The following is a 21428-nucleotide window of genomic DNA, read 5'->3' on the forward strand; positions in this document are numbered from 1 at the left end:
CGCAGCGGGCAACTGTCTAAAGGCGCCAGCCGAGTTTTGCCAGCAAGAGAAAACACTCCAATGCCGGCCGCAGAGGCACCCCACTGCTCACTCAAACAGATCATCCAGCGATGGCTCTGATGCCGCCGGTGTCCGCATCTTCTCTATGGCTTCCCGCAAACGACTTTCTGAATCAAGCATGAACTGGGCACTGACCACCACCTGCTCCCCTTCGTGAACCCCCTGAACTTCAACCAGTCCATTGCTGCCGCGTAAGCCTACCTCTACCTGACGCGGATCGAATCTGCCCTCTCCCAGGGCGACAAAGACCCGCTGCTGCTGACCGGAATCAAGCACCGCCTCGGCGGGAACCAGCAGAACATCCGTCACTGTCCGTCCCCGCAAACGCACCGTGACGAACATGTCGGGACGTAAGACGCGATCCCTGTTGGGCAACGCAATGCGGGCCTTGACGGTTCGGGTCGTAGCGTCGGCGTAGGGATAAATCAGATCGACCTTGCCGGGAAGGGTCTTGCCTGATTGAGGAATCTCGACCTCGGCCGCCATCCCCTCGACAATCCATGGCAGTTCGTACTCGTAGATGTCGGCGTAGACCCAGATTCGCGATAAATCAGCGAATTGGTACAGCTCCATGCCGGCATTGACGAACATCCCCTGATTGACCATTTTCTCGGTGACCACGCCGCTGTAGGGAGCATAGAGGGACAGAGTTCTCTGCACGGTTCCGGTCCGGCGCAAACGGTCGATGTCACCCTGGGAAATGTCCCAGTAGCGCAACCGGGTCTCGGCAGCGCCCAACAATCTTTCGGCACTGTCCGCCACCCCGGCGATGGAGCTGTGCCGCAGTCGCTCAAGATTGCGCAACGCCATCAAATACTCTTCCTGGGCACTGACCAGATCGGGGCTGTAGATGGACAGCAGCAACTGCCCCTTTTTCACCTCCTGACCGGTCTGATTAACGTTCAAATGTTCCACCCAGCCGGCGATTTTGCTGTTGACCGAGGTCTGACCACTTTCCTCATACGTGATGATCCCCACGGTACGGACGTTGCGCTGCAGATCGCCCCGTTCTACCTGTGCTAAACGCACCCCCATGTTCTGCACCACCACCGGGTCGATCTCGATAATACTTCCGGCCTCCCCGGATTCGAACTGATCGTAGGGCACCAGATCCATGTTGCAGATCGGGCACTGTCCCGGCTCATCCGAGGTGATCCAGGGATGCATCGGGCTGATATATTTGGGCGGTTCGGCAGCCACGTGGGCAGCTGCCAGCAACAGGATTGTCAGAAGCAGCTGAAATATTTTTTTCATTGTCATGTCCGTTCTAAGTGATCGGTGCACCGAAACGTTGGTAACCAGCGATGTCATTGGAGTGTTCGAAAGCAGCTGGAAACTGTCTGAACGTAGCGAGTTTTGCCCGCAAGAGAGGACACTCCAACGACATGGCTTCTCCTCTTTTGTGCAACCACAGGCGGGTTTTTGCGGCAACAGAAAGCATTCCGACCCTCTGGTATTTTCGAGAAAGGACACTCACAGCTCCCCCCCAACCAGGGTACGCAACTGCGCCAGGGAGATCTGATAATCGGCCAGCAATTGGTAGTATTCCGTTTGATAAGCAAACAACCCCATCTGCTCAGCGAGCAGCATGGAAAAATCGAGTTTATCCACCTGATAAGCGGCAACAGATGCCTCAAGAGATTGTTCCGCCTGCGGCAGAATGGCATCTCGATAGAGTTGTACCTGACCGTAACGCTGTTCGAGTTCAGCCAGTCGCCGGCTGATGCTACCCTCAATACTGTTGCGCAGCTGATGCAATTGCGCCGTCACCATGGCACTTTGCGCAGCCGCCGCATGTTCTGCCGCGCGCCGCCTGGCGCGCTGAACCGGCAGGTTGAATGATAGTGACAGGCTGTACATGTCATCCCCTCCCATACCGGAAGCAAGCCGGTCGCGTTGCATATATTCAACATTCAAGGTTACATCGGGATAAAAATCGAGCTCAGCCAGTCGCCGGGAAGACAGGCTGGCCTGGTGCTCAGCGCTCAAACTGTGCAGCAATGGCCGCTCTACCAGGGCGCGCTGCAACAGAACCTCTGGTACTGCAGTGATGAGCTCCAGTTCCGGCTCAGGAAAGGTCGCGACCGCGGTTGCTTGCGGCCGGTTCAGCAGTTCATTGAAGAAGGCCTGCAACGTCTTGCGCTGTTGTTGCCGCTTAAGTAATATCTCCTGCATTCGCGAGCGCTGAACCTGGGCGTTGAAAACGGCCTGTATCGATCCCCTCCCGACTCCGTAGCGAGCCTCAGCGAGGACGATGAGATCGTCCAGCAGCTGCAGGGTCTGCTGCGTCAGTTCAATGCTTTTGTCGCTGGCATAGATACGATAGCCGGTTTCCCGCACCATCTGCGCCAGTTCAAGCTTTCGTTCCGCCACCAGCCAGCGCGCCGCCTCAGCATCACTACGGGCCACTGCCGCTTGCGTGCCGCGCTTGCCCCGATAGGGAATTTTCTGGGAAATGCCGATCACCTTCTGCGACATCGGCTCGCTGCGAAAGTCAAAGGGGGAACCTATCGGAACACTCCGAACGCCGATCATCAACATCGGATCATCGAGGCTACCTGCGGCGACAGCCCGATGCCGCAACATCTGCCAGCGCGACTCAATAACCGCAACGTCGGGGTTCTGTTCCAGCGCCTGGACCACCAACGCCTCGAGATTTTCCTCAGCGGCCAGAACGGGATAAGCGACCAGCAGCCAGGTCATGGCCACCAATCCATAAAAGGTTTTTCTCACACGCGCCTCCGGCATCAATAAATCTGATCGAAAACGATCATCAGCCAGAGAACAACTACAGTTTGCATGCCAGATTTTTTTCTGTTGTATTTTAGATAGATAGATCTTACAGAAGAAGAACAAAAGAAGGGCGTTGCAGACTATTCTACAGCAAACCGCGGAATAGTCTGCAATAAGTGTGAAAATTCAGGAGGATTTCAGGCCAAATTTTTCCAGCCGGTACAGCAGGACGTGACGCGGGATGTGCAACAGCGCAGCGGCACGCGTCTGGTTGCCGCCGCTTAACTCCAGAGCCTGGCGTACTGCCGACTTCTCCAGCTCCTCCAGGGAATAACCGGTGGCAGGCAGCACAAACGCAGTTTTTGCGGGAGCAGCATCACTACCCGGATTGCTAGATGAGGGTTCGGGGCGCAGATTGGCTGACAAATCGGCCAGTTCGACAGTATCGCCATTGCACAGAATGGCCAGCCGCTGCATCAGGTTTTTCAGTTCCCTGACGTTACCAGGCCATGAATACTGTTGCAGTGCGGTGACAACGTCGTCCTTTAAACAGAGTTGCCGATCTGCCGCATACTGGCGTAGATAGTGGCGCGCCAACAAAGGGATATCCTCGGGTCGCCGACGCAAAGGGGGAACCTCCACAGGAATGACCGCCAGCCGGTAGTAGAGATCCTCACGAAACGTACCCTGACGTATTTCATCTTCCAGAATCAGATTGGTGGCAGCTACCACTCGCACATCAACGGAGCGGGTCTGGCCGCCGACCGGTTCTATTTCTCCCAGTTGCAACGCGCGCAGCAGTTTTGGCTGTTGATCCAGAGGCAATTCACCAACTTCATCGAGGAACAGGGTACCGCCGTCAGCCTGTTCAAATTTCCCCTTGCGATCCTTAAGAGCGCCGGTGAAAGATCCTTTGAGATGGCCGAACAGTTCGCTTTCAATCAACCCTTGCGGAATGGCGGCACAGTTCAGTGCCACAAAAGGCTGCTGCGCACGCGCGCTCTTGTCATGAACCCGCCGCGCCAACAGCTCTTTACCAACTCCGCTTTCTCCGGTCAGCAGGACCGGCACATCGGAGGTCGCGACCCGATCCAGGGTCGTGAGCAGTTGTTGCATTCTGGGGGCAGCGGTAACCAGTTCAAAACTTTCGCCTTGAGCAAGCCGCTCGCGTAACTGTTTATTTTCCCGCTGCAAGCCACCGTAAGACAACGCGCGCTTCACCGCCAGACGCAAAACATCCCGGGTGAAGGGTTTGACCAGGTAATCATGGGCACCGCGCTGCAGCGCCTCAACCGCGCTTTCGACGCTGCCAAAAGCGGTCACAACAATCATCAGGATATCCGGGTACTCCCGCCGGATATTCGCCACCAGTTCAAGCCCACCCATCCTCTCCATCTTCAGATCGGTGATGATCAATTGTGGTTGCTCTTTGCGAACAACCTTTAGGGCCTCCTCTCCATCACTGACAACGGTAACGGTATAATCCGCCTGTTGCAGAGTATATTCCATCATCCGGCGCAGGGATTGATCATCATCAACGACCAGGATTGTTTCACTCATTATTGCATCTCCAGACGATGTCGGTTTTATCTGATACCCAAGGATACGGACAGGAGAATACTCTACGACAAGATGAAGAATATTCTCCATAAAAGTCGATAAAAAATGACTCGCGATTAGTTAAATAAAATAATTTCAGACATTTCAGCATGTTACGTTTTTTTTTGAAGTTGGCATTCTCCCTGCAATTACACAGCATCAACAAGACATCAAAACCAGAAACACCTCCTGATGAGCAGCGAGGTGAATTAATTGACAGAAAAAGGAGAATGTCATGAAGACAAAATCGACACTTATTAGCGGGTTGACCTCATTGATCCTGTTGGGTCTAGCAGCAACCTCATTCGCCGGCATGGGTATCCCCGGTAACAGTCAAAATATAGGTACGGAAGCAGGGGTCGAGATCGTTGCATCCCCCGGGGCGTTGGCAACGGCAGAAAATTACGATTACAGCTCTCGCGATCTGGTTGCCATGGGCACTGAAGCTGGGTCCGATATCGTAGGCAGCGAAAAAGCAAAAGCGGCAGGCGCAAACTTTGATTACAACTCCGAACTGCTGGCTCTGATTGGCACTGAAGCGGGACAACCCCTGATCGGAGTCGAGCTGGGCACCAACACTCCCTGCTGGTGCTGAACAGCACCAGCGATAATTGCTAACCGCTTGTCGGACTCGGCCATCAGAAGCCGGAACTGCACCTGCGCAGTTCCGGCTTTTTTAATCCGTGCTCACTGTGCGTGATCGCCATCCATTGTTAACGGCAACCAGACGGTAAAACAGGTGCCGGAACCGGGCCGGCTTGTGGCCTGCACGCTTCCGCCCAAACGCTGCACCAGTCGTTGGGTGATGGCCAGTCCAAGACCGGTTCCCTCTTCGCGGGTGGTAAAAAACGGACTGAAAATCTTCTGCAGTGTCTCTTCATCAATCCCCTCACCCGTATCTTCTACCCGCAACTGCAGCGTTTCATCCATCCGCTGGGCCGATAACGTCAGCACCCCGCCGCCGGGCATCGCCTGGATCGCGTTCTGTGCCAGATTCAACAATGCCTGCCGCAACGGAACCGCAGGCACCGCTAAAACCTCGTCGGTCGCGATAACGACAATTTTCACCCGTACGGCTGCCGCGATGGGGAGCATTTGTAATTGAAGCTCGGCAAACATGGTTGCGACCGCCACCTCTTCCACTTCTTCTGCCGGTGAACGCGCCAACCCCAGAAAATCTTCAAGTACGCCATTAAGACGCTGGGCTTCTTTTTGCAGGATACGACCGAACTCGTAGCGGGAATCTTCTACGGTCAACCCTTCCGTCACCACCTCGGCCGCCATCCGGATTGATCCCAGCGGGTTACGGATCTCATGGGCCAGACCGGCACTCAGCTCACCCAGGGCAGAAAGCTGTTCGCTGCGACGCAGGTCCATTTCTGCGGCAATCAGTTCATCGGCTTGTCGGCGCAGCTGTGCATAACTGTGCTCAAGACGTTCTGCTGTCTGCTGATACCGTTTTTGCTGATGCCGCTCGCGCTGGGAAAGCAGTCCGGTTACGCCACCGACCACGTGATAGAGCAGCATTTCCAGCACCTGCTCCAGTAAATCCCCATGGAAGGGAACCAACTGCAACAACACATGCGGCAGATACAACAGCGAGATGGAGACAGCGGCCAGCAACCCGCCACGCAACCCGAACCAGACGCCGCCAAGAACAATCGGCAGGTAATAAAGCCGTCGGTAAATATCATGGAATGGTGCGTGCATGGTCGAGGTAAGGTAATGAAATACCGTGACCAGCAGAATCAAACTGACCACCAGCATCAGTCGATAGTGTTTGGCTAAAAAGTCACTCCAGTCTGCTTTGATCACCACACAGGCTCCACATGGATTTTCTTCAAGAAAGTCATCAACAATTGACCATCGGTCGCGCTCGGGATTCGAACAACAATTTCCCATATTAACACAGTCTCAGCCTTGTCACGACACAGGCATCGGCTGATAGCGCTCATAACAGATGCGCGACCGGGGATCTTTTTCTCCCCACTGTATTTACAATTCTTTACCAGTTGAGTAGACTTGCGTCATTGTCAGCGATCAAAACAACCGCAGCGTCTATCGAAGAAAAACTTTCGGCACCTGCATGGAGCAACTCTTGCGTTCTTTTCTCATTGTTCTGGTTATCTATCTATTATTTCAGGCCACCGCCCTGGCACAGGAAAATCGGGTTGCCCTGGAGATGCAACTGGGGGAGAAAATACCCCTGGAGCTTACTTTTACCGATTCGAACGGCAAGCAGGTACAGCTTGGCGATCTGATTGACCGCCCGACCTTATTTGTTCCGGTCTTTTACAATTGTCGCACGGTCTGCAATGTACTTCTCGGCGGCCTGTCGTCAACCCTGCCGAAAATGCGACTCACCCCCGGCAAGGATTATCAGGTCATCGCCTTAAGCTTTGACCCGGAAGAAACCGTCGCCATGGCGGCCCACAGCCAGCGCACCTTTCTTACTGCCACCCGTACCGACTTCCCGGCCGAGGCCTGGCATTTTTTAACTGGTGAGCAGGAGAACATCCTTAAACTGACTGACTCCGCCGGTTATTTTTTTTACAAGGAGGGGGATGACTTTGTTCACCCAACCGCCGCTTTTATTGTCGCTGCTGATGGCACCATTGTCCGCTATCTGATCGGTCAATCGATCCCGCCGATCACCCTGACCATGGCAATTCTGGAGGCTGCTGAAGGGCGTATCAGCACACCAATCAGCAAGGCACTGGAGTTCTGCTTTACCTATGATCCCGAAAACCGCCGGTATGTCTTCAACCTGATGCGCGTCAGCGGCACCGTGATCCTGCTGACCCTCGGCAGTTTTTTTCTGTTTCTGATCTTCAGCGGTAGAAAGAAAAAATCATGACAAGATCCCCCTTGAGTAACACCGGATTCTACAGTGAGAGCCCCCGTTCCGGCGTGCTGGGCTGGCTGCTCTCCACCGACCACAAACGCATCGGCATGATGTATCTTGGCTGCATCACCACCATGTTTATTGTTGCTGCCATGCTCGGCCTTGCCATCCGTCTGCAGCTGTTCGCCCCCGGACAGCACATTATGTCAGCACAGACCTATAATGCCACCTTCACGGTCCACGGCATTATCATGATTTTTCTGTTCATTATCCCCAGTATTCCGGCAGCCTTCGGTAATCTGCTGTTACCGATACAGATCGGAGCGCGGGATGTTTCCTTCCCCAGAATCAACCTGTTGTCCTGGTATTTATATATCAGCGGCGCCATCCTGGCGATTCTGGCAATTTTTACCGGCACCGGCGCCCCCGACACCGGCTGGACGTTTTACGTCCCCTTCAGTACCCAGACGTCAACCAACGTCAGCCTTGCCGCCTTTGCAGCCTTTATGCTCGGTTTTTCCTCGATCCTGACCGGCATCAACTTTGTCACCACCATCCACCGCTTACGCGCCGAAGGAATGGGCTGGGGTCGACTGCCCCTGTTTGTCTGGACCCTCTACGCCACTGCCTGGATTCAGGTGTTAGCGACCCCGATGCTCGGAATCACCCTGGTACTGGTGATGCTGGAGCGCTTCTTTGGCGCCGGGTTGTTTGATGTTGCCAGCGGCGGGGACCCGATTCTGTTTCAGCACCTGTTCTGGATCTACTCCCATCCGGCGGTGTACATCATGATTCTGCCCGCCATGGGGGTCATCTCTGAAATCATCCCGACCTTTTCCCGCAAACCGATATTCGGTTACTGGGCCATGGCGATTTCGAGTCTCGCCATCGCCTTTGCCGGCTCACTGGTCTGGGCTCATCATATGTATGCCAGCGGCATGAGCGATTTCGCGATCCTGGTCTTTTCATTTCTGACTTTCATCGTTGCCATTCCCAGCGCTATCAAGATTTTCAACTGGGTCTCCACCCTCTACAAAGGATCCATCGAACTGGCGCCGCCGATGCTTTATGCCCTCGCCTTCATCCTCCAGTTCGCCATCGGCGGCCTTGGCGGATTGGCCCTTGGTGCTGCCGCCGCCGACATTCATCTGCACGACACCACCTTTGTCGTCGGGCATTTTCACTACACCATGTTCGGTGGCACCGGTTTTGCCTTTTTTGGGGCGCTGCATTACTGGCTGCCGAAGTTCACCGGTCGCATGTACAACCACAAGATCGCTTTTATCGCCTGGGGATTGCTGTTTGTCGGCTTCAACACCACCTACATGGCGATGCAGGCCGTCGGTATTCAAGGCATGCCACGCCGCTACTACGATTACCTGCCCGAGTTTCATACCCTCAACCTGGTGGCAACTGTCGGCTCCTGGGTCCTGGCGGCCGGTCTGATCATGATGTTCGCCAATCTGCTCAAGGGCATGCTTAACGGCAGGCCGGTCGGGATGAACCCCTGGGGTGGAGCGACCCTTGAATGGCAGGTGCCGTCACCGCCACCGATGCTTAACTTTGGTAAGGATGATCCGGTCGTTACTCGTGGTCCCTACGACTTCAAAGGAGTCAGAGCAGATGAGTTTTGAACATCGTGACGACACCGGCGACCGTTTCGGTATGTGGCTCTTCCTCTATACCGAGGTGATTTTGTTCAGTGGTTTGTTTATTCTCTATGCCATCGCCCTGATCACCTATCCGCAGGAGTACATCACCGCCAGCAACAAGCTCAACGTCTGGTTTGGTGCCGCCAATACCGTTGTGCTGCTGACCAGCAGTTTGACCATTGCCCTGGCCATTACCGCCATTCAGCGCAACCAGATCCGCCTGTGCATCAACCTTTGCGTCGCCACCATCGCTTTGGCTGTGGTTTTTTTGATCAACAAATATTTTGAGTGGTCTTACGAGATCAGCCTGGGGATTTATCCCGCGTCGGAAACCCTGCGCGACATGGGACCGGGGGTCACCTCATTTTTCAATCTGTATTACTTTACGGCCGGTCTGCATGGTCTGCATGTTCTGATTGGTTCCACCCTGATTGCGGTTGTGGCGGTAATGGTGGCCAAAGGCAAGGTGACAAGTGATCGTTACGTACTGCTGGAAAACTCGGCCCTCTACTGGCATCTGGTTGACCTGGTATGGATTTTCCTGTTTCCTCTGTATTACCTGATTATCTGAAACATCAGGAGGTTTGAATGTCGGAAGAAAAGCACGAACCGGTTACCTACCGGACTTTTATCCTTACCTGGGTCGCCCTGATCATCTTGACCGGCGTCACCGTCGGGGTTACCCGGTTCGATTTTGGCGCGGTGAATGTCTGGGTTGCTTTGTCAGTGGCCTCGCTGAAATCGGCCCTGGTGCTGTTTATTTTTATGCATCTGCGCCAGGAATCGCTGCTCTTTAAAATCGGCCTGCTGGCCATGCTGGTTATCCTGGTTATCTTCATCGGTCTGACCTTTACCGATGTTATCTACCGCGAGGTGTTGCCGTGACCCTGCTTCAAGCTGATAACCCGACAGCTCAACTTGTTGACGGTGTCATGATCTACATCTTTGGCCTGTCTTTGCTGCTGCTGCTCGGAATCACCATTATCACGATTTATTTTGTCGTCAAGTACCGCCGTTCCAAGCATCCGGAGCCGACCTCCGATGTTGATCACAGCATCGTCCTGGAGACCACGTGGACCGTACTGCCGACTCTGATCGTACTGACCATGTTCTGGTATGGCTGGGTCAATTATGTCGGTCTGACTGAAGTACCGGAGGGCGCGCTGGAGGTCAACGCCACAGCACGCATGTGGTCATGGCAGTTTGAATACGAGGACGGTCGCCGCGAAAGCCGTCTGTATGTGCCGGCCAACACCCCGGTCAAGGTGCGCCTGCGTTCAACCGATGTCATTCACAGTTTTTTTGTGCCGGCCTTCCGCATCAAAAAGGATATGGTGCCGGGCCTGGAAACCTTCGTCTGGTTTCAGGCTCCCCAACCGGGCAGTTACGATATTTTCTGTACAGAGTACTGCGGCGCCGGTCACGCTGACATGATCACGACGATCGAAGCCTTGAGCGCGGAGGATTACGCCGCCTGGCAAGTTGCTGATGCCCCGCCCGAACATCGCGGCTTAGTGGTTTTGCGTGAACAGGGGTGTATCGGCTGTCACAGCCTCGACGGCACCCCCGGTATCGGTCCATCCCTGTTTGAACTGGCAGGATCGCCCCGACAGGTGGAGATCGACGGGCAGACGAAGGAAATCACCATCGACGATGATTATCTCATTCGAGCCATTCGTGAAGCCAATGATGAAATTGTCCAGGGGTATCCGGCGATGATGCCATCATACGATGAGGCCAGTCTCAACAATGACGATCTACAGGCGCTGGTTGATTATCTGATGGGACGACCGGATACAACAACAGCTGCGGCTATTGATGGCGCTCGTCTGATCGAAATCAACGGCTGTACCGGGTGCCATTCAACGGACGGCAGCTCCAGTATTGGGCCCACCTTCCAGGGAATCGGGAGCCGCGACATCACCTTTGTTCGCGATGGCGAAGAATTCACCCAGCAGGCTGATAGTGATTATCTGCTACGCGCCTTGGTTAATCCCGGTTCTGAAGTAGTCGAAGGATATCCGGATATCATGCCGTCAAGTGATTATCTGAGCCCGGAAGAACTGGATGCCATTGTTGAGCATCTGCTCCAACAGTAAGGATAGCTGACCTTGTCTTTATCCCTTCCCCATGGCAGTCGGACAACACCGGCCGGGCGCCTGCTGACAAACCTCCAATCACTGCGGCGACTGGTGCGGCTGGAGCTGTCAAGTATGGTCGCCCTGTCGGCCTTGACCGGATATCTTTTCGCCGGCGGAGCCTGGTCATGGCTGGTGCCAATAGTATTGGGCGGGACAATATTACTTGCCGGTGGCAGTTCGGCTCTTAATCAATGGCAAGAGGCCGATCTTGACCAACGCATGCTGCGCACCTGCATGCGTCCCATACCCGCCGCTGAATTCAGCGAAAAGTTGGTTCTGATATCAGCCTTGCTGCAGATCGCTGTCGGCTTGACGCTGCTGGCACAAACGCCGGATTATCTGCCCCTGCTGATCGGCTCCCTGGCGGTTATCTGGTATAACGCCATCTACACCCCGCTCAAACGCAGGACCGCTTTTGCCGCCCTGCCCGGTGCTGTTTGCGGTGCCCTGCCACCACTGATCGGCTGGACTGCTGCCGGGGGGGATCTGCTATCTCAGCCGGCCATCATTCTCGCCGGCACCCTGTTTGTCTGGCAGATCCCTCACACCTGGTTGTTGTTATGTCGCTATCGCGATGATTTGCGACGCAGCGGCCTGCCGGATCTGTTTCACACGATTCCAACCGAGCGGTTGTTGAAAATCAACAACTGCTGGATTGCCGGCCTGTTCCTCTGTTACCTGCTCTTTCCCCTGTTCGGTTTTATCGTCAACCCCTTGATCACGGCCTCTTTTACAACAGGACTGCTGGTTTTACTCTTTGCCTTTATCAACACCCGGCATGGTGCCACGGACACAATCGCACTGCAGCGCTTTCATCTGGTAAATTTGTCGATGGCGTTGCTCTTTACTGTGCTGATTGCAGATCGGGTTTTAGGGTAATTAGGGGGATAACAGATGGTGCCAAAACCAGATGAGGTCGAACTTCTGCAGCAGCTTATCCATGAGTGCGATGCCCTGAAACAGGAAAATCAGACTCTGAAAAACCAGTTGAAGGCTGCCACCACCAAGTCTTCAGGGTTTCAGGATCTCATCAAACATGCGGCAGACGCCATCTTTCTTGGGGACCCCCAGGGGAATATCACCACAGCCAATCTTTACGCTTTCGAGTTGACCGGTTATCCCCAAGATGATCTGATCGGCATGAACATCAGTCGGCTTTTCCCCGCCAATGAACTGCAACGCGCGCCCCTGCGTTACGACCTGCTTCAGGCCGGCGAAACGGTTCACCAACAGAGACAGCTACTACGTAAAAGCGGAGACCTTATCAGCATTGAAATGAGTGCCAGGGTCTTGCCGGATGGCACCTATCACTGTTTTATGCGCGACATCAGCGATCGCAAGAAAATCGAAGAGGCGCTGCGACACTCTGAAGAAAAGTTCTCGCGGGCGTTCAAGCTCAGCCCGGATGCGGTCAACATCAACCGTCTACGTGACGGCGCCTATATTGAGATCAATGAAGGCTTCACCAAAGCCATGGGCTGGACTGAGGAAGAAGTCATCGGCCGTACCTCCCTGCCGGGGGATCTGGACATCTGGTGCCGCGCCGAGGATCGCCAGAAACTGGTCGACGACCTCAGGGAACATGGCGAGGTGCACGGGTTACAGGCACTGTTTCGCAGCAAAGATGGCCATATTCTGATCGGCCTGATGTCGGCACGTTTAATCGAAATCAACGATGAACTCTGTATTCTCTCCATCACCCGCGACATCACGGAACGGGTAAAGGCCGAAGAGGAACGACGCAAGCTGGAAGAGCAGATGCTTCAGGTCCAGAAACTGGAGAGTCTCGGGGTCCTTGCCGGCGGTATTGCTCACGACTTCAACAATATCCTGTTGGCGGTGCTCGGACATTGCGAACTGGCTCAACGGCGATTTAACGACCCAACAGCTGTTGCCAATCACCTTATGCAGATCAAAAATGCCGCCGGCAAAGCGGCAAATCTGGCCAATCAGATGCTGGCCTATTCCGGGAAAGGCAAGTTTGTCGTTGCACCACTGAATCTGTCCCGACTGGTATCCGAGATGGAACAGATCCTCGCCGTTTCTGTCAGTAAAAAAGCGGTGCTGCGCTATGAACTCACCGAAGATCTGCCCACAGTTGAAGCGGATGCGACCCAATTGCACCAGGTGATCATGAATCTTGTCATCAACGCTTCTGAGTCCATTGGAGACAACAGTGGGGTGATCGCGGTAGTCACCGGCGTCATGGACTGTGACACCCAGTACCTGAGTGAAACCTGGCTGGATGAACATCTGCCGGAAGGACGATATGTCTATGTCGAGGTTGCCGACACCGGCTGCGGGATGGAACCCGATCAGTTAGATCGCATTTTCGAGCCCTTCTTCAGCACCAAATTCACTGGGCGCGGGCTCGGCATGGCAGCAGTCCTGGGGATCGTCCGTGGGCACCAGGGAGCGATCAAGCTGTACACCGAAGTTGGCAAGGGCAGCACCTTTAAAATTCTGCTGCCGGCCTCAACGATGCCGGAAACTCCGGTTGACGATATTGACAGCAACATGTCCTTCAATCCCGGCGGTTTGGTACTGCTTGTCGATGATGAAGAAACGATCCTTGAAATCGGCAAGGAGATGCTTGAAGAGCTGGGCTTCGAAGTACTGACCGCTCATGATGGATTGGCTGCCGTGGAGTTGTTCCGTCGGCACCACAGAGACATCCGTTTTGTACTGATGGATCTGACCATGCCGTACATGGACGGGGAGCAGGCTTACCGCGAATTTCGCCGCATTACCAAGGATGTTGAAGTCATTATCTGCAGCGGCTACAACCAGCAGGAGGTCGCCCAGAAATTCGTCGGCAAAGGCCTTGCCGGATTTCTGAAAAAACCCTATCAGTTCGGTGAATTAATAAAAGCGATCAAACAACTGGATGTTTGTTGAGGCGCAGTATCAACTCGATCTGAACTCTTTAAAACCAATCCAGCCAATCTTGCCTGCCCACAACAAATAAGGCATTATCAATTGTTCTCATCTTGTGTCCTTAAGGAGGAATTATGCAATATTTTGCCCTGACGATCATCGGTCGTGATCGTCCCGGTATCGTTGCCCAGGTGACGGAAATTCTCTACCGCCTCGGCTTCAATATCGCTGATTCAAGTTGCTCGATCTTAGGCGGTCAGTTCTCCATGATCCTGATCATCTCCAATCCGAACATCACTTCCAAGGATCAGTTTGAAGACGATTTTCGCCATCTCGAAGAGACCAATCTGTCGGTGTTCATCCGCACCATGAAACCGGGAGGGGAAATCAGCCCTGAACTGGAAGGTGAACAATGCATGATTTCCGTTTACGGTGCTGATAAGCCCGGAATTGTCTATCAGGTGGCCAAGGTTCTGGGAGAGCATCAGATCAACATTACCGACTTGAACACCAAACTCATCGGCACAACAGAAAGACCGGTCTACGTCATGATGATTGAAGCGATCCTGCCGCCAAGGATTGAGATCGATGCCGTGGAAAACTGGATGGCAGAATTAAAGAGGCAATTGCAGGTGGATATTTCTGTACGTTCATTGATCGCAGTGGAGTTGTAGCAAATGGCTGTAAAGACCGTTCTGGTGTATCCGGATCCTCTGCTCAAAGAAGTTTCAGAGCCGGTAGAGACTTTTGACGATTCCGTCCGCCATCTGCTCCAGGATCTGGTCGATACCATGGTCGCCGCCGGGCATTCGGTTGGCATTGCGGCACCGCAGGTCGGCGATCTGCGCCGTGCCGTCGTGGTGGATGTCTCCAGCAGCAAGCTGGGAAAAAAACAGGAAAATCATGGCCTGATCCAGATGGTCAATCCGGAAATCATCGAACGAGAAGGATCTTGCGAAGCACGTGAAGGCTGCATGTCAGTTCCAGACTATACCGGTAACGTCACCCGGGCGGAAGCTATTGTGGTCCAGTATCAGGATGAAAACAACGTGCGCTGCGTTATTCGTGCCGAAGGGTTTGAAGCTATTGCCATCCAGCATGAAATCGACCATCTTGACGGATTACTTTTTCTTGACCGGGTATCAAGTTTAAAAACCGGACTGTTCCGCCGTAAACATTAACCTGACAACAACCCCATTCATGACAAAAAAGCGCCGCCCATGAGTATCGACCTGCCCGGCCTCACTCCCAGAACATCCCGTCAGGCCATCGGCTGGTGCGCGGTGCTGGGCTCAGCCTTTTTCTTTTATCTCGCGACCCTGATCATCCGCTGGGGCGCAGCCCATGTCGAGATTGGGTCAGCCTATTACGTTTTTTCCCGTTTTCTGGTCGGCCTGATCGTCGTAGCTGCCACCATGCTGCTGCAACGACAATCGCCCAAGCCCCGCAACTATCATTATCTGATCGGTCGCGCCGTCACCAATACGGCGGCAGTTTTCTGTTTTTACAAAGCCGTCGAGGTCGGATCGGTTGCCCAGGCCAACATTCTCAACATGACCTATCCGCTCTTTGTTGCCCTGTTTTCCTGGTTTTTCCTGCGCGGACAACGCGATCTGGTGTCTTTTGTCATCGTTCTGGTGGCGTTCGCCGGCATCTGGCTGGTACTGGCGCCGGGAGATATGAATTTTGGCTCGGGCAGTCTCTGGGGAATGGCATCGGGAATAACTGCCGCGGCGGCGATTATCTACCTGAATATCAGTCGTCAGTACCATGATTCCCAGACGATTCTGCTCTACATGTTTGGCCTGGGAATGGTCTTTATCCTGATATTGTTTCACGACGCAATCTTCCTGCCTGACAGCACTGAACTCCTGTTTCTGCTCAGCTGTTCCGCGGCGGGGGTATTGGGGCAGTACCTGTTGACCTACGGCTTTGTCTTTGTTACCGCGGTGGAAGGTTCCATCCTTTCCTCCAGCCGCATCCTCATGGCGGCCCTGCTTGGCCCGTTGCTGGTTGCTGACCCGGTACTGACAGCTACCGGCTGGATCGGCGCCTTTCTGATTTTTTCCGCCAATGCTTCCCTGGCACTCCGAAAATAGTTTCTGATTCGGAAACGAGCAATTTTTCGCAAGGTCAAGGAAATCAAGGAGTTGCGCTTAAGGCGTAGTACTTTACGCCGCACAAGCAAAACCGCAGATTGACGCAGAGATTGCGGAAAAGGGCCGTTTCCGGACAGAAACTATGAGTCGGTGCGGCTGGTAATCTCAATCAGATGATAACCGAATTGCGTCTTGACCGGGCCCAGAACCTTGCCGATGTCGCCGGTAAAGACCACCTCGTCAAACTCCTTGACCATCTGTCCGGGATAAAACTCTCCCAAGGCACCGCCTTGCTTGCCGGAAGGGCATTTTGAATGCTGCTTCGCCACGGCGGCAAAATCTTCGCCGCCTTCGATCATTTTTTTCAAGGTACTACAGTCCGCTTCTGATGGCACCAGAATGTGCCGCGCGCTTGCTTTTGCCATATTCCTGTCTCCTTAGGTGGTTAGGCATGGGGATGACCCGACAACCTGAAGTTACCACTCCTGGGGATCGGGTTCCGGTGATTCGAGATGAATCGTCTGGGTCGGGAAGGCGATTTCGGCACCGTTATGTTCAATGATCTCCATGATCTTGAGCATCACGTCCTCTTTGATGCCGTGAAATTCCACCCAGTTGGTGGTTTTGGTAAAGGTGTAGACCATGAAATCGATGGATGAGGCAGCAAAGCGATTCACGTTGACGATCATCGTCAGATCAGCAGCGATATCCGGATGGGAACACAGCATCTCTTTGACCTCCATGACGATGGCGGCGACCTTGTTACCATCGGCATAACGTACCCCGATATTTTCAAAAATACGGCGGTTGGTCATCCGTGACGGGTTTTCCACCGAGATGTTGGCAAAGGTAGCGTTGGGCACATACAGGGGACGCTTGTCAAAGGTCCGGATACAGGTCAGCCGCCAGCCGATCGTTTCCACCGTCCCTTCGATCTCCTTATCCGGGGATCGCACCCAGTCGCCGACCCTGAAGGGCTGATCCAGATAAATCATCAGGCCACCGAAAAAATTGGCGAGCAGGTCCTTGGCGGCAAAACCGACAGCGATACCACCGATGCCGCCAAAGGCCAAAACCCCTGAGATACTGAAGCCCAGTGTCTGCAAGACCACCAGCGCAGTGGTAATTATTACCGATAGGCGCAGTAATTTCGCGAGCGCCGAGGCGGTTGTCGCGTCAAGGGGTTTTTCCATTCGTTTCGGGCTTTGAATGGTCGTTTCACCCTTGTTGATCAGGCCGGTCATAAACCAGGCAAAAATTACAATAAAAGAAACTTCACGCAGTGGGTCAATAAAATTAAAAATCGGCTCATTCGATACCTGGCGAACAACTTCAGTCGCCCATAACAGGCCGTTAAGCCAGATAAAAACTCGTACCGGTTTGCGTGCCGAACTGATGAGCAAGTCGTCCCAGAAGGTTTTAGTGGTCAGGGCCGTTTTTTCAAGACGATCAAAAATCCTTTTGACCCCGTAACTGACAAAAGATGTCAGCAGCACAATAATAAAAACCTGGATAATCCAGGCATAACCACCATCGAGGTTGAGCACATTCAGAAGCTGAACAATGATGTTATTAACCGATTCTTCCATCGACCTCTCCAGATTCTTTTCAAACATCCTGCTAATGACAAACAACGTCCATGGACAGATGCCGAACGAGATTATAACAACCCATCAGGGCGACCAGCAACCCCGCCCCTTTCAGCATCCAGTTGCGCTTGCGGCTGAACCACTGGGCCGCACTACCGACCAGAAACAGGGACGGAATGGTGCCGAGACCAAAAGCGATCATAGTGACCGCCCCGCGTAATGGGTCAGCGCTGCCCGCGGCGGTAATCGCCATAGCGTACAACAGGCCACAGGGCAAAAAACCGAATAACATCCCCAACGGCAAAGCTGACAAAGCCGGCGGCAAGCTGCGCAATCTTTTAACTGCACGGCTCAGATACTGAACCGGACCGGCAAATTCAAGGGCCATGATATTGACCCGCTGGAACAGCCCGGCACTGCCGATACCGATCAGGATGACAAGGATATCACTGAAAATCAACAGGCCAAGGGTTGCCTGCCGGTATGAACCACTCATTGCCAATGCCGAACCGAGCCAACCGACCACCAGACCGATCAGGCCGTAGGTCATGGTTCGGCCGACATTATAAAGCAGATGGAAAAAGGGGCCACTATTGCGCCCATCAGCAGTCAACGACAGGGCGGTAACAATACCGCCACACATGCCGATACAGTGGGCGGAACCGAACAATCCGGTCATTAACGCCAGGGAGTAAAGAGGGTCCATCTGCTGTCATTCTCCGTTGCTGCAACATCAGCCTGTTCGTTAAATCCACCAGACTCTTGTCGTTAGTGTCTTTTACTGGTAAAAGGGTGGGTCGAGGCTGTTATGAAAAATGTATTTATATCTAGTCTAATATTTAAAAGGAGAGATTTGTGAAAAAAATTATTCTACTGGTGGCCACCCTGCTTTTTCTAACCACTCTAGTTATCGGCTCTCAGAGCGACATTGTCAACCATCCCTCTTGCCCTCATTGCGGGATGGATCGTGGCAAGTTCTCCTTCAGCCGCATGCTGCTTGTGTATGATGACGGCAGTGAAGTCGGCACCTGCAGTATCCGCTGTGCGGCAGTGGATATGGTCAACAATCTTGACAAGGCACCGGTGCGGATGATGGTGGGAGACTATTACACCGATGAGCTGATTGACGCTGAAACCGCCACCTGGGTAGTCGGTGGGAAACGTCCCGGGGTAATGAGTAAGCGCGCTAAATGGGCCTTTGCCAAGCACACCGACGCGGAAGCTTTCATAGCCGAAAACACAGGCGAAATAGTCACCTTTGAGGAAGCCCTGCAGGCTACCTACAGTGATCTTTACGAAGACACACGGATGATCCGTGAGCGACGCAAAGCCCGGCGGGCACAGATGGCAACAGAACAACCCGCACTGAATCAGTAATTTTTTCGGATAACATCCAACCTCTTGTGGCTGGATCATGATCGTAAAGCGAAGAAGGAGTCACCCATGAGCCTTTGTCCCTGTGGCACCAATCTGGATTATGCCAATTGCTGTGAGCCGGTCATCACCGGCAAGAGAAGCGCAGCAACCCCTGAGGAATTGATGCGTGCCCGCTACAGTGCCCACGACAAGGTGGCTGTCGATTTTCTCTACAGCAGCACTCACCCTGACCACCGCACTAATTACGATCACAAGGGAACAAAAAACTGGGCAGAAAAATCCCAGTGGCTTGGACTGGAAGTCGTTACCACTGCCGGTGATGCTGACGATGAGCAGGGCGAGGTCGAATTCATCGCCCGTTTTCGCGACAAAGGGGTTATCCGCAGCCACCACGAGCGTGCGCATTTTGCCAAAACCGGCAGCAACTGGCTGTTTACCGAGGGGGAAATGATCAAATCCCCACCGCTGACGGTCTCCAAGATCGGCCGTAATGACCCATGCAGCTGTGGTAGCGGTAAAAAATTCAAAAAGTGCTGCGGCCAGTAACCATGGTGACGACCGTCATCACGCCACAGGGCACCCTCTTTGACACCCTGCTTGCCAGCTGCGAGAATTTCGCTGAGCACAACGCTTTTATCTACCGGGCTGCCGGCAGTGAATTTCAGGTCAGCTACGCCAAACTCTTTGACGATGCCCTGATTCTGGCCAAGGCCTTTGCCTCCCACAAGATCAGCAAGGGAAGCAAGGTCATGCTGTTGTCGGACAATCGCTATGGCTGGATTGTCACCGACTTTGCCCTGATCTCCCTGGGGGCAATCAGCGTACCGCGCGGCAGTGACACCCCGACCCGTGAGCTCGAATATATCCTCGAGCATGCCGGCTGCGAATTCCTGGTGATTGAAACCGAAGCGCTGCTCAAGGCCCACAGCGCGATTCTCAAGAAGATGAAGAAGTTGCGGGCGGTTTTCGTCATCGAGGGGGGAAAGACCCACCGCTGGTTCGATAATGTCTACAGCTACAACGACATTCTGGACAACCGCAACATTACACCAGCGGACCGGGAAGAATTCATCGCCCGGCGCTACACCCTGAGCCTGGATGAGACCTTCACCCTGATCTACACCTCGGGTACCACCGGCAATCCCAAGGGGGTCATCCTCACCCACCGCAACATCATGTACAACGTCCACACCCTGCCCGAAATCATTGCCCTTAAAGAAACCGACAGCTTTGTTTCAATTCTGCCAAGCTGGCATATTTTTGAGCGCGCGTGCGAATATCTTGCCCTGTCACAAGGGTGCTGCACTGTTTACTCGACGGTTAAAACCTTTGCTGCCGATCTGGAGACCTATAAACCGACCCTGGTAGCAACGGTGCCGCGCCTGTGGGAATCGATGTACAGCAAGATCAACCAGACCCTGGAAAAGCAGAATCCGCGTAAGGCGCGCATCTTCAAAAAACTCGTCGCTATCTCGGTTGCTTATCGCTTTCACCGCCGTCGTCTGAAAGATCAGCTCCCACGTTTTCGCAAACGCAATCCTTTGCTTGTTGTCTGGGAAAAGCTGATTTCCTTCGCTACATTAGTCGCCCTGTTTTTGCCTTACTGTTTCGCTCAAAAAAAACTAGCCGCGGTACAGGCACGCTTCGGTGGTCGCTTACGCATGGCGATAAGTGGCGGGGGCAGCCTGCCGACCTATCTGGATGAGTGGATTGATGCCATTGGCATCCGCATCGTCAACGCCTACGGCATGACCGAGTGCGCTCCGGCTATTGCCGGACGGGCTTTGAACTGTGAGGTATTCGGCACCCTGGGGCCACCCACAAAAGGGACAGAGCTGCGCATTGTCGCAGATGATGGTCGAATACTGGCCGCTGGAGAAGAGGGGGAGATTGAGGTCCGCGGGGAACAGGTATTTCCGGGCTACTATCAGGACGATACTGAAAATCTCAACGCCTTCACCACGGACGGGTTTTTTCGCACCGGTGATCTGGGCAAATTGACCTTAAGCGGTGAACTGGTTATTACTGGTCGCTCTAAAGAAATTATTGTCCTGGCCAGCGGCGAGAACATTGATCCCAGTCGGATTGAATCCACCATTACCCAGCTCCCCTTCGTCACCGATGCGGTTCTGGTCGGACAGGACAAAAAAGGGCTGGGGGCACTCATCATTCCCGACATGGAGCTGTTACGTGAATTCATCGCCGACAAGGCGGAACAACTGGCAGAGACCAAGGATCAGCTGCTTGCTGACCAAAAGGTCCTCGATCGGGTAAAAGCCGAAATCAATAAACTGCTGAACGCCAAAAAGGGGTTTAAACCCTTTGAAAAACTCCAGAATATTCATTTTCTTGATAAGGAATTTACCGCCGGCGAAGAGCTGACCAACACCCTGAAAAAAAAGCGCCACGTCATCGAAACCAAGTACCGGGAAATTATCAGCAAACTACTAAAATAA

At 53.6% G+C, this 21428-nt stretch carries 21 protein-coding genes; 14 read left to right on the top strand and 7 right to left on the bottom strand.

Annotated elements, in window-relative coordinates; translation table 11 throughout:
- Positions 1–87: 87 nt before the first annotated feature.
- The 3 genes from AC1931_RS11175 to AC1931_RS11185 all read right to left on the bottom strand — a co-directional run bounded on the left by AC1931_RS11175 (position 88) and on the right by AC1931_RS11185 (position 4353).
- Positions 88–1314 (bottom strand): efflux RND transporter periplasmic adaptor subunit, encoded by a 1227-nt coding sequence (locus tag AC1931_RS11175; RefSeq protein ID WP_483877348.1) that lies wholly within the window; start codon positions 1312–1314, stop codon positions 88–90.
- Positions 1315–1533: 219 nt separating this feature from the next.
- Positions 1534–2793, bottom strand: coding sequence for a TolC family protein (locus tag AC1931_RS11180; protein WP_483877349.1), 1260 nt, complete (start codon positions 2791–2793; stop codon positions 1534–1536).
- A 186-nt stretch (positions 2794–2979) separates the two neighbouring features.
- Entirely contained in the window at positions 2980–4353 is a 1374-nt protein-coding gene (locus AC1931_RS11185) for a sigma-54-dependent transcriptional regulator (RefSeq protein ID WP_483877350.1), read from the bottom strand.
- A gap of 274 nt (positions 4354–4627) precedes the next feature.
- Here AC1931_RS11185 and AC1931_RS11190 point away from each other — a divergent pair, with 274 nt between their 5' ends.
- Positions 4628–4987 (top strand): hypothetical protein, encoded by a 360-nt coding sequence (locus AC1931_RS11190; RefSeq protein WP_483877351.1) that lies wholly within the window; start codon positions 4628–4630, stop codon positions 4985–4987.
- 92 nt (positions 4988–5079) lie between these two features.
- On the opposite strand, the gene AC1931_RS11195 is transcribed toward AC1931_RS11190, so the two are convergent.
- Positions 5080–6210, bottom strand: coding sequence for a two-component system sensor histidine kinase NtrB (locus AC1931_RS11195; RefSeq protein WP_483877352.1), 1131 nt, complete (start codon positions 6208–6210; stop codon positions 5080–5082).
- A gap of 280 nt (positions 6211–6490) precedes the next feature.
- Between AC1931_RS11195 and AC1931_RS11200 the strand changes: the two genes are divergently transcribed.
- From AC1931_RS11200 to AC1931_RS11245, 10 genes are all read left to right on the top strand, one after another.
- Positions 6491–7249 carry an SCO family protein gene (locus tag AC1931_RS11200; RefSeq protein ID WP_483877353.1) on the top strand — a complete coding sequence of 253 codons (759 nt, stop codon included), beginning with the start codon at positions 6491–6493 and terminating at the stop codon, positions 7247–7249.
- The gene (locus tag AC1931_RS11205; protein WP_483877354.1) at positions 7246–8871 is read left to right on the top strand and encodes a cytochrome c oxidase subunit I; all 1626 of its coding nucleotides are present in this window, start codon (positions 7246–7248) and stop codon (positions 8869–8871) included. The genes AC1931_RS11200 and AC1931_RS11205 overlap by 4 nt, the downstream gene beginning before the upstream one ends.
- Positions 8861–9460 carry a cytochrome c oxidase subunit 3 family protein gene (locus AC1931_RS11210; protein ID WP_483877355.1) on the top strand — a complete coding sequence of 200 codons (600 nt, stop codon included), beginning with the start codon at positions 8861–8863 and terminating at the stop codon, positions 9458–9460. Before AC1931_RS11205 ends, AC1931_RS11210 begins: the two co-directional genes overlap by 11 nt.
- A 17-nt stretch (positions 9461–9477) precedes the next feature.
- Entirely contained in the window at positions 9478–9774 is a 297-nt protein-coding gene (locus AC1931_RS11215) for a cytochrome C oxidase subunit IV family protein (RefSeq protein WP_483877356.1), read from the top strand.
- Positions 9771–10988: a cytochrome c oxidase subunit II gene (gene coxB / locus AC1931_RS11220; RefSeq protein ID WP_483877357.1), complete on the top strand. Its 1218-nt coding sequence runs from the start codon at positions 9771–9773 to the stop codon at positions 10986–10988. Before AC1931_RS11215 ends, coxB begins: the two co-directional genes overlap by 4 nt.
- A 12-nt stretch (positions 10989–11000) precedes the next feature.
- The gene (locus AC1931_RS11225; RefSeq protein ID WP_483877358.1) at positions 11001–11909 is read left to right on the top strand and encodes a UbiA family prenyltransferase; all 909 of its coding nucleotides are present in this window, start codon (positions 11001–11003) and stop codon (positions 11907–11909) included.
- A 15-nt stretch (positions 11910–11924) separates the two neighbouring features.
- Positions 11925–13928 carry a hybrid sensor histidine kinase/response regulator gene (locus AC1931_RS11230; RefSeq protein ID WP_483877359.1) on the top strand — a complete coding sequence of 668 codons (2004 nt, stop codon included), beginning with the start codon at positions 11925–11927 and terminating at the stop codon, positions 13926–13928.
- Between the two features lie 113 nt (positions 13929–14041).
- Positions 14042–14581 (top strand): glycine cleavage system transcriptional repressor, encoded by a 540-nt coding sequence (locus tag AC1931_RS11235; protein WP_483877360.1) that lies wholly within the window; start codon positions 14042–14044, stop codon positions 14579–14581.
- A 3-nt stretch (positions 14582–14584) separates the two neighbouring features.
- The gene (gene def / locus AC1931_RS11240) at positions 14585–15088 is read left to right on the top strand and encodes a peptide deformylase (protein WP_483877361.1); all 504 of its coding nucleotides are present in this window, start codon (positions 14585–14587) and stop codon (positions 15086–15088) included.
- A 39-nt stretch (positions 15089–15127) separates the two neighbouring features.
- Complete coding sequence (locus tag AC1931_RS11245) at positions 15128–16006, top strand: DMT family transporter (RefSeq protein ID WP_483877362.1); 879 nt, start codon at positions 15128–15130, stop codon at positions 16004–16006.
- Positions 16007–16146: 140 nt separating this feature from the next.
- On the opposite strand, the gene AC1931_RS11250 is transcribed toward AC1931_RS11245, so the two are convergent.
- The 3 genes from AC1931_RS11250 to AC1931_RS11260 are packed head-to-tail and all read right to left on the bottom strand — an operon-like array spanning position 16147 to position 18301.
- Positions 16147–16431 carry a peptidylprolyl isomerase gene (locus AC1931_RS11250; protein ID WP_483877363.1) on the bottom strand — a complete coding sequence of 95 codons (285 nt, stop codon included), beginning with the start codon at positions 16429–16431 and terminating at the stop codon, positions 16147–16149.
- 51 nt (positions 16432–16482) lie between these two features.
- The gene (locus AC1931_RS11255) at positions 16483–17595 is read right to left on the bottom strand and encodes a mechanosensitive ion channel family protein (protein WP_483877364.1); all 1113 of its coding nucleotides are present in this window, start codon (positions 17593–17595) and stop codon (positions 16483–16485) included.
- Positions 17596–17626: 31 nt separating this feature from the next.
- A complete protein-coding gene (locus AC1931_RS11260) occupies positions 17627–18301 on the bottom strand; it encodes a sulfite exporter TauE/SafE family protein (RefSeq protein ID WP_483877365.1) in 675 nt (224 codons plus the stop codon).
- Between the two features lie 149 nt (positions 18302–18450).
- Between AC1931_RS11260 and AC1931_RS11265 the strand changes: the two genes are divergently transcribed.
- The 3 genes from AC1931_RS11265 to AC1931_RS11275 all read left to right on the top strand — a co-directional run bounded on the left by AC1931_RS11265 (position 18451) and on the right by AC1931_RS11275 (position 21428).
- On the top strand, positions 18451–18972 hold the full coding sequence (locus AC1931_RS11265) for a nitrous oxide reductase accessory protein NosL (protein ID WP_483877366.1): 522 nt from the start codon (positions 18451–18453) through the stop codon (positions 18970–18972).
- Positions 18973–19038: 66 nt separating this feature from the next.
- Positions 19039–19518, top strand: coding sequence for a YchJ family protein (locus AC1931_RS11270; RefSeq protein WP_483877367.1), 480 nt, complete (start codon positions 19039–19041; stop codon positions 19516–19518).
- A gap of 2 nt (positions 19519–19520) precedes the next feature.
- Positions 19521–21428, top strand: coding sequence for an AMP-dependent synthetase/ligase (locus AC1931_RS11275; RefSeq protein WP_483877368.1), 1908 nt, complete (start codon positions 19521–19523; stop codon positions 21426–21428).

The organism is Pelovirga sp. C15f (genome assembly GCF_057178085.1).

What these genes read in the sequence shown, in the direction of transcription:
- AC1931_RS11175 (WP_483877348.1), bottom strand. Translation starts at nt 1,314, where the DNA reads ATGAAAAAAATATTTCAGCTGCTTCTGACAATCCTGTTGCTGGCAGCT.
- AC1931_RS11185 (WP_483877350.1), bottom strand. Translation starts at nt 4,353, where the DNA reads ATGAGTGAAACAATCCTGGTCGTTGATGATGATCAATCCCTGCGCCGG.
- AC1931_RS11190 (WP_483877351.1), top strand. Translation starts at nt 4,628, where the DNA reads ATGAAGACAAAATCGACACTTATTAGCGGGTTGACCTCATTGATCCTG.
- AC1931_RS11205 (WP_483877354.1), top strand. Translation starts at nt 7,246, where the DNA reads ATGACAAGATCCCCCTTGAGTAACACCGGATTCTACAGTGAGAGCCCC.
- AC1931_RS11210 (WP_483877355.1), top strand. Translation starts at nt 8,861, where the DNA reads ATGAGTTTTGAACATCGTGACGACACCGGCGACCGTTTCGGTATGTGG.
- AC1931_RS11215 (WP_483877356.1), top strand. Translation starts at nt 9,478, where the DNA reads ATGTCGGAAGAAAAGCACGAACCGGTTACCTACCGGACTTTTATCCTT.
- AC1931_RS11230 (WP_483877359.1), top strand. Translation starts at nt 11,925, where the DNA reads ATGGTGCCAAAACCAGATGAGGTCGAACTTCTGCAGCAGCTTATCCAT.
- AC1931_RS11235 (WP_483877360.1), top strand. Translation starts at nt 14,042, where the DNA reads ATGCAATATTTTGCCCTGACGATCATCGGTCGTGATCGTCCCGGTATC.
- def (WP_483877361.1), top strand. Translation starts at nt 14,585, where the DNA reads ATGGCTGTAAAGACCGTTCTGGTGTATCCGGATCCTCTGCTCAAAGAA.
- AC1931_RS11245 (WP_483877362.1), top strand. Translation starts at nt 15,128, where the DNA reads ATGAGTATCGACCTGCCCGGCCTCACTCCCAGAACATCCCGTCAGGCC.
- AC1931_RS11250 (WP_483877363.1), bottom strand. Translation starts at nt 16,431, where the DNA reads ATGGCAAAAGCAAGCGCGCGGCACATTCTGGTGCCATCAGAAGCGGAC.
- AC1931_RS11255 (WP_483877364.1), bottom strand. Translation starts at nt 17,595, where the DNA reads ATGGAAGAATCGGTTAATAACATCATTGTTCAGCTTCTGAATGTGCTC.
- AC1931_RS11260 (WP_483877365.1), bottom strand. Translation starts at nt 18,301, where the DNA reads ATGGACCCTCTTTACTCCCTGGCGTTAATGACCGGATTGTTCGGTTCC.
- AC1931_RS11270 (WP_483877367.1), top strand. Translation starts at nt 19,039, where the DNA reads ATGAGCCTTTGTCCCTGTGGCACCAATCTGGATTATGCCAATTGCTGT.
- AC1931_RS11275 (WP_483877368.1), top strand. Translation starts at nt 19,521, where the DNA reads ATGGTGACGACCGTCATCACGCCACAGGGCACCCTCTTTGACACCCTG.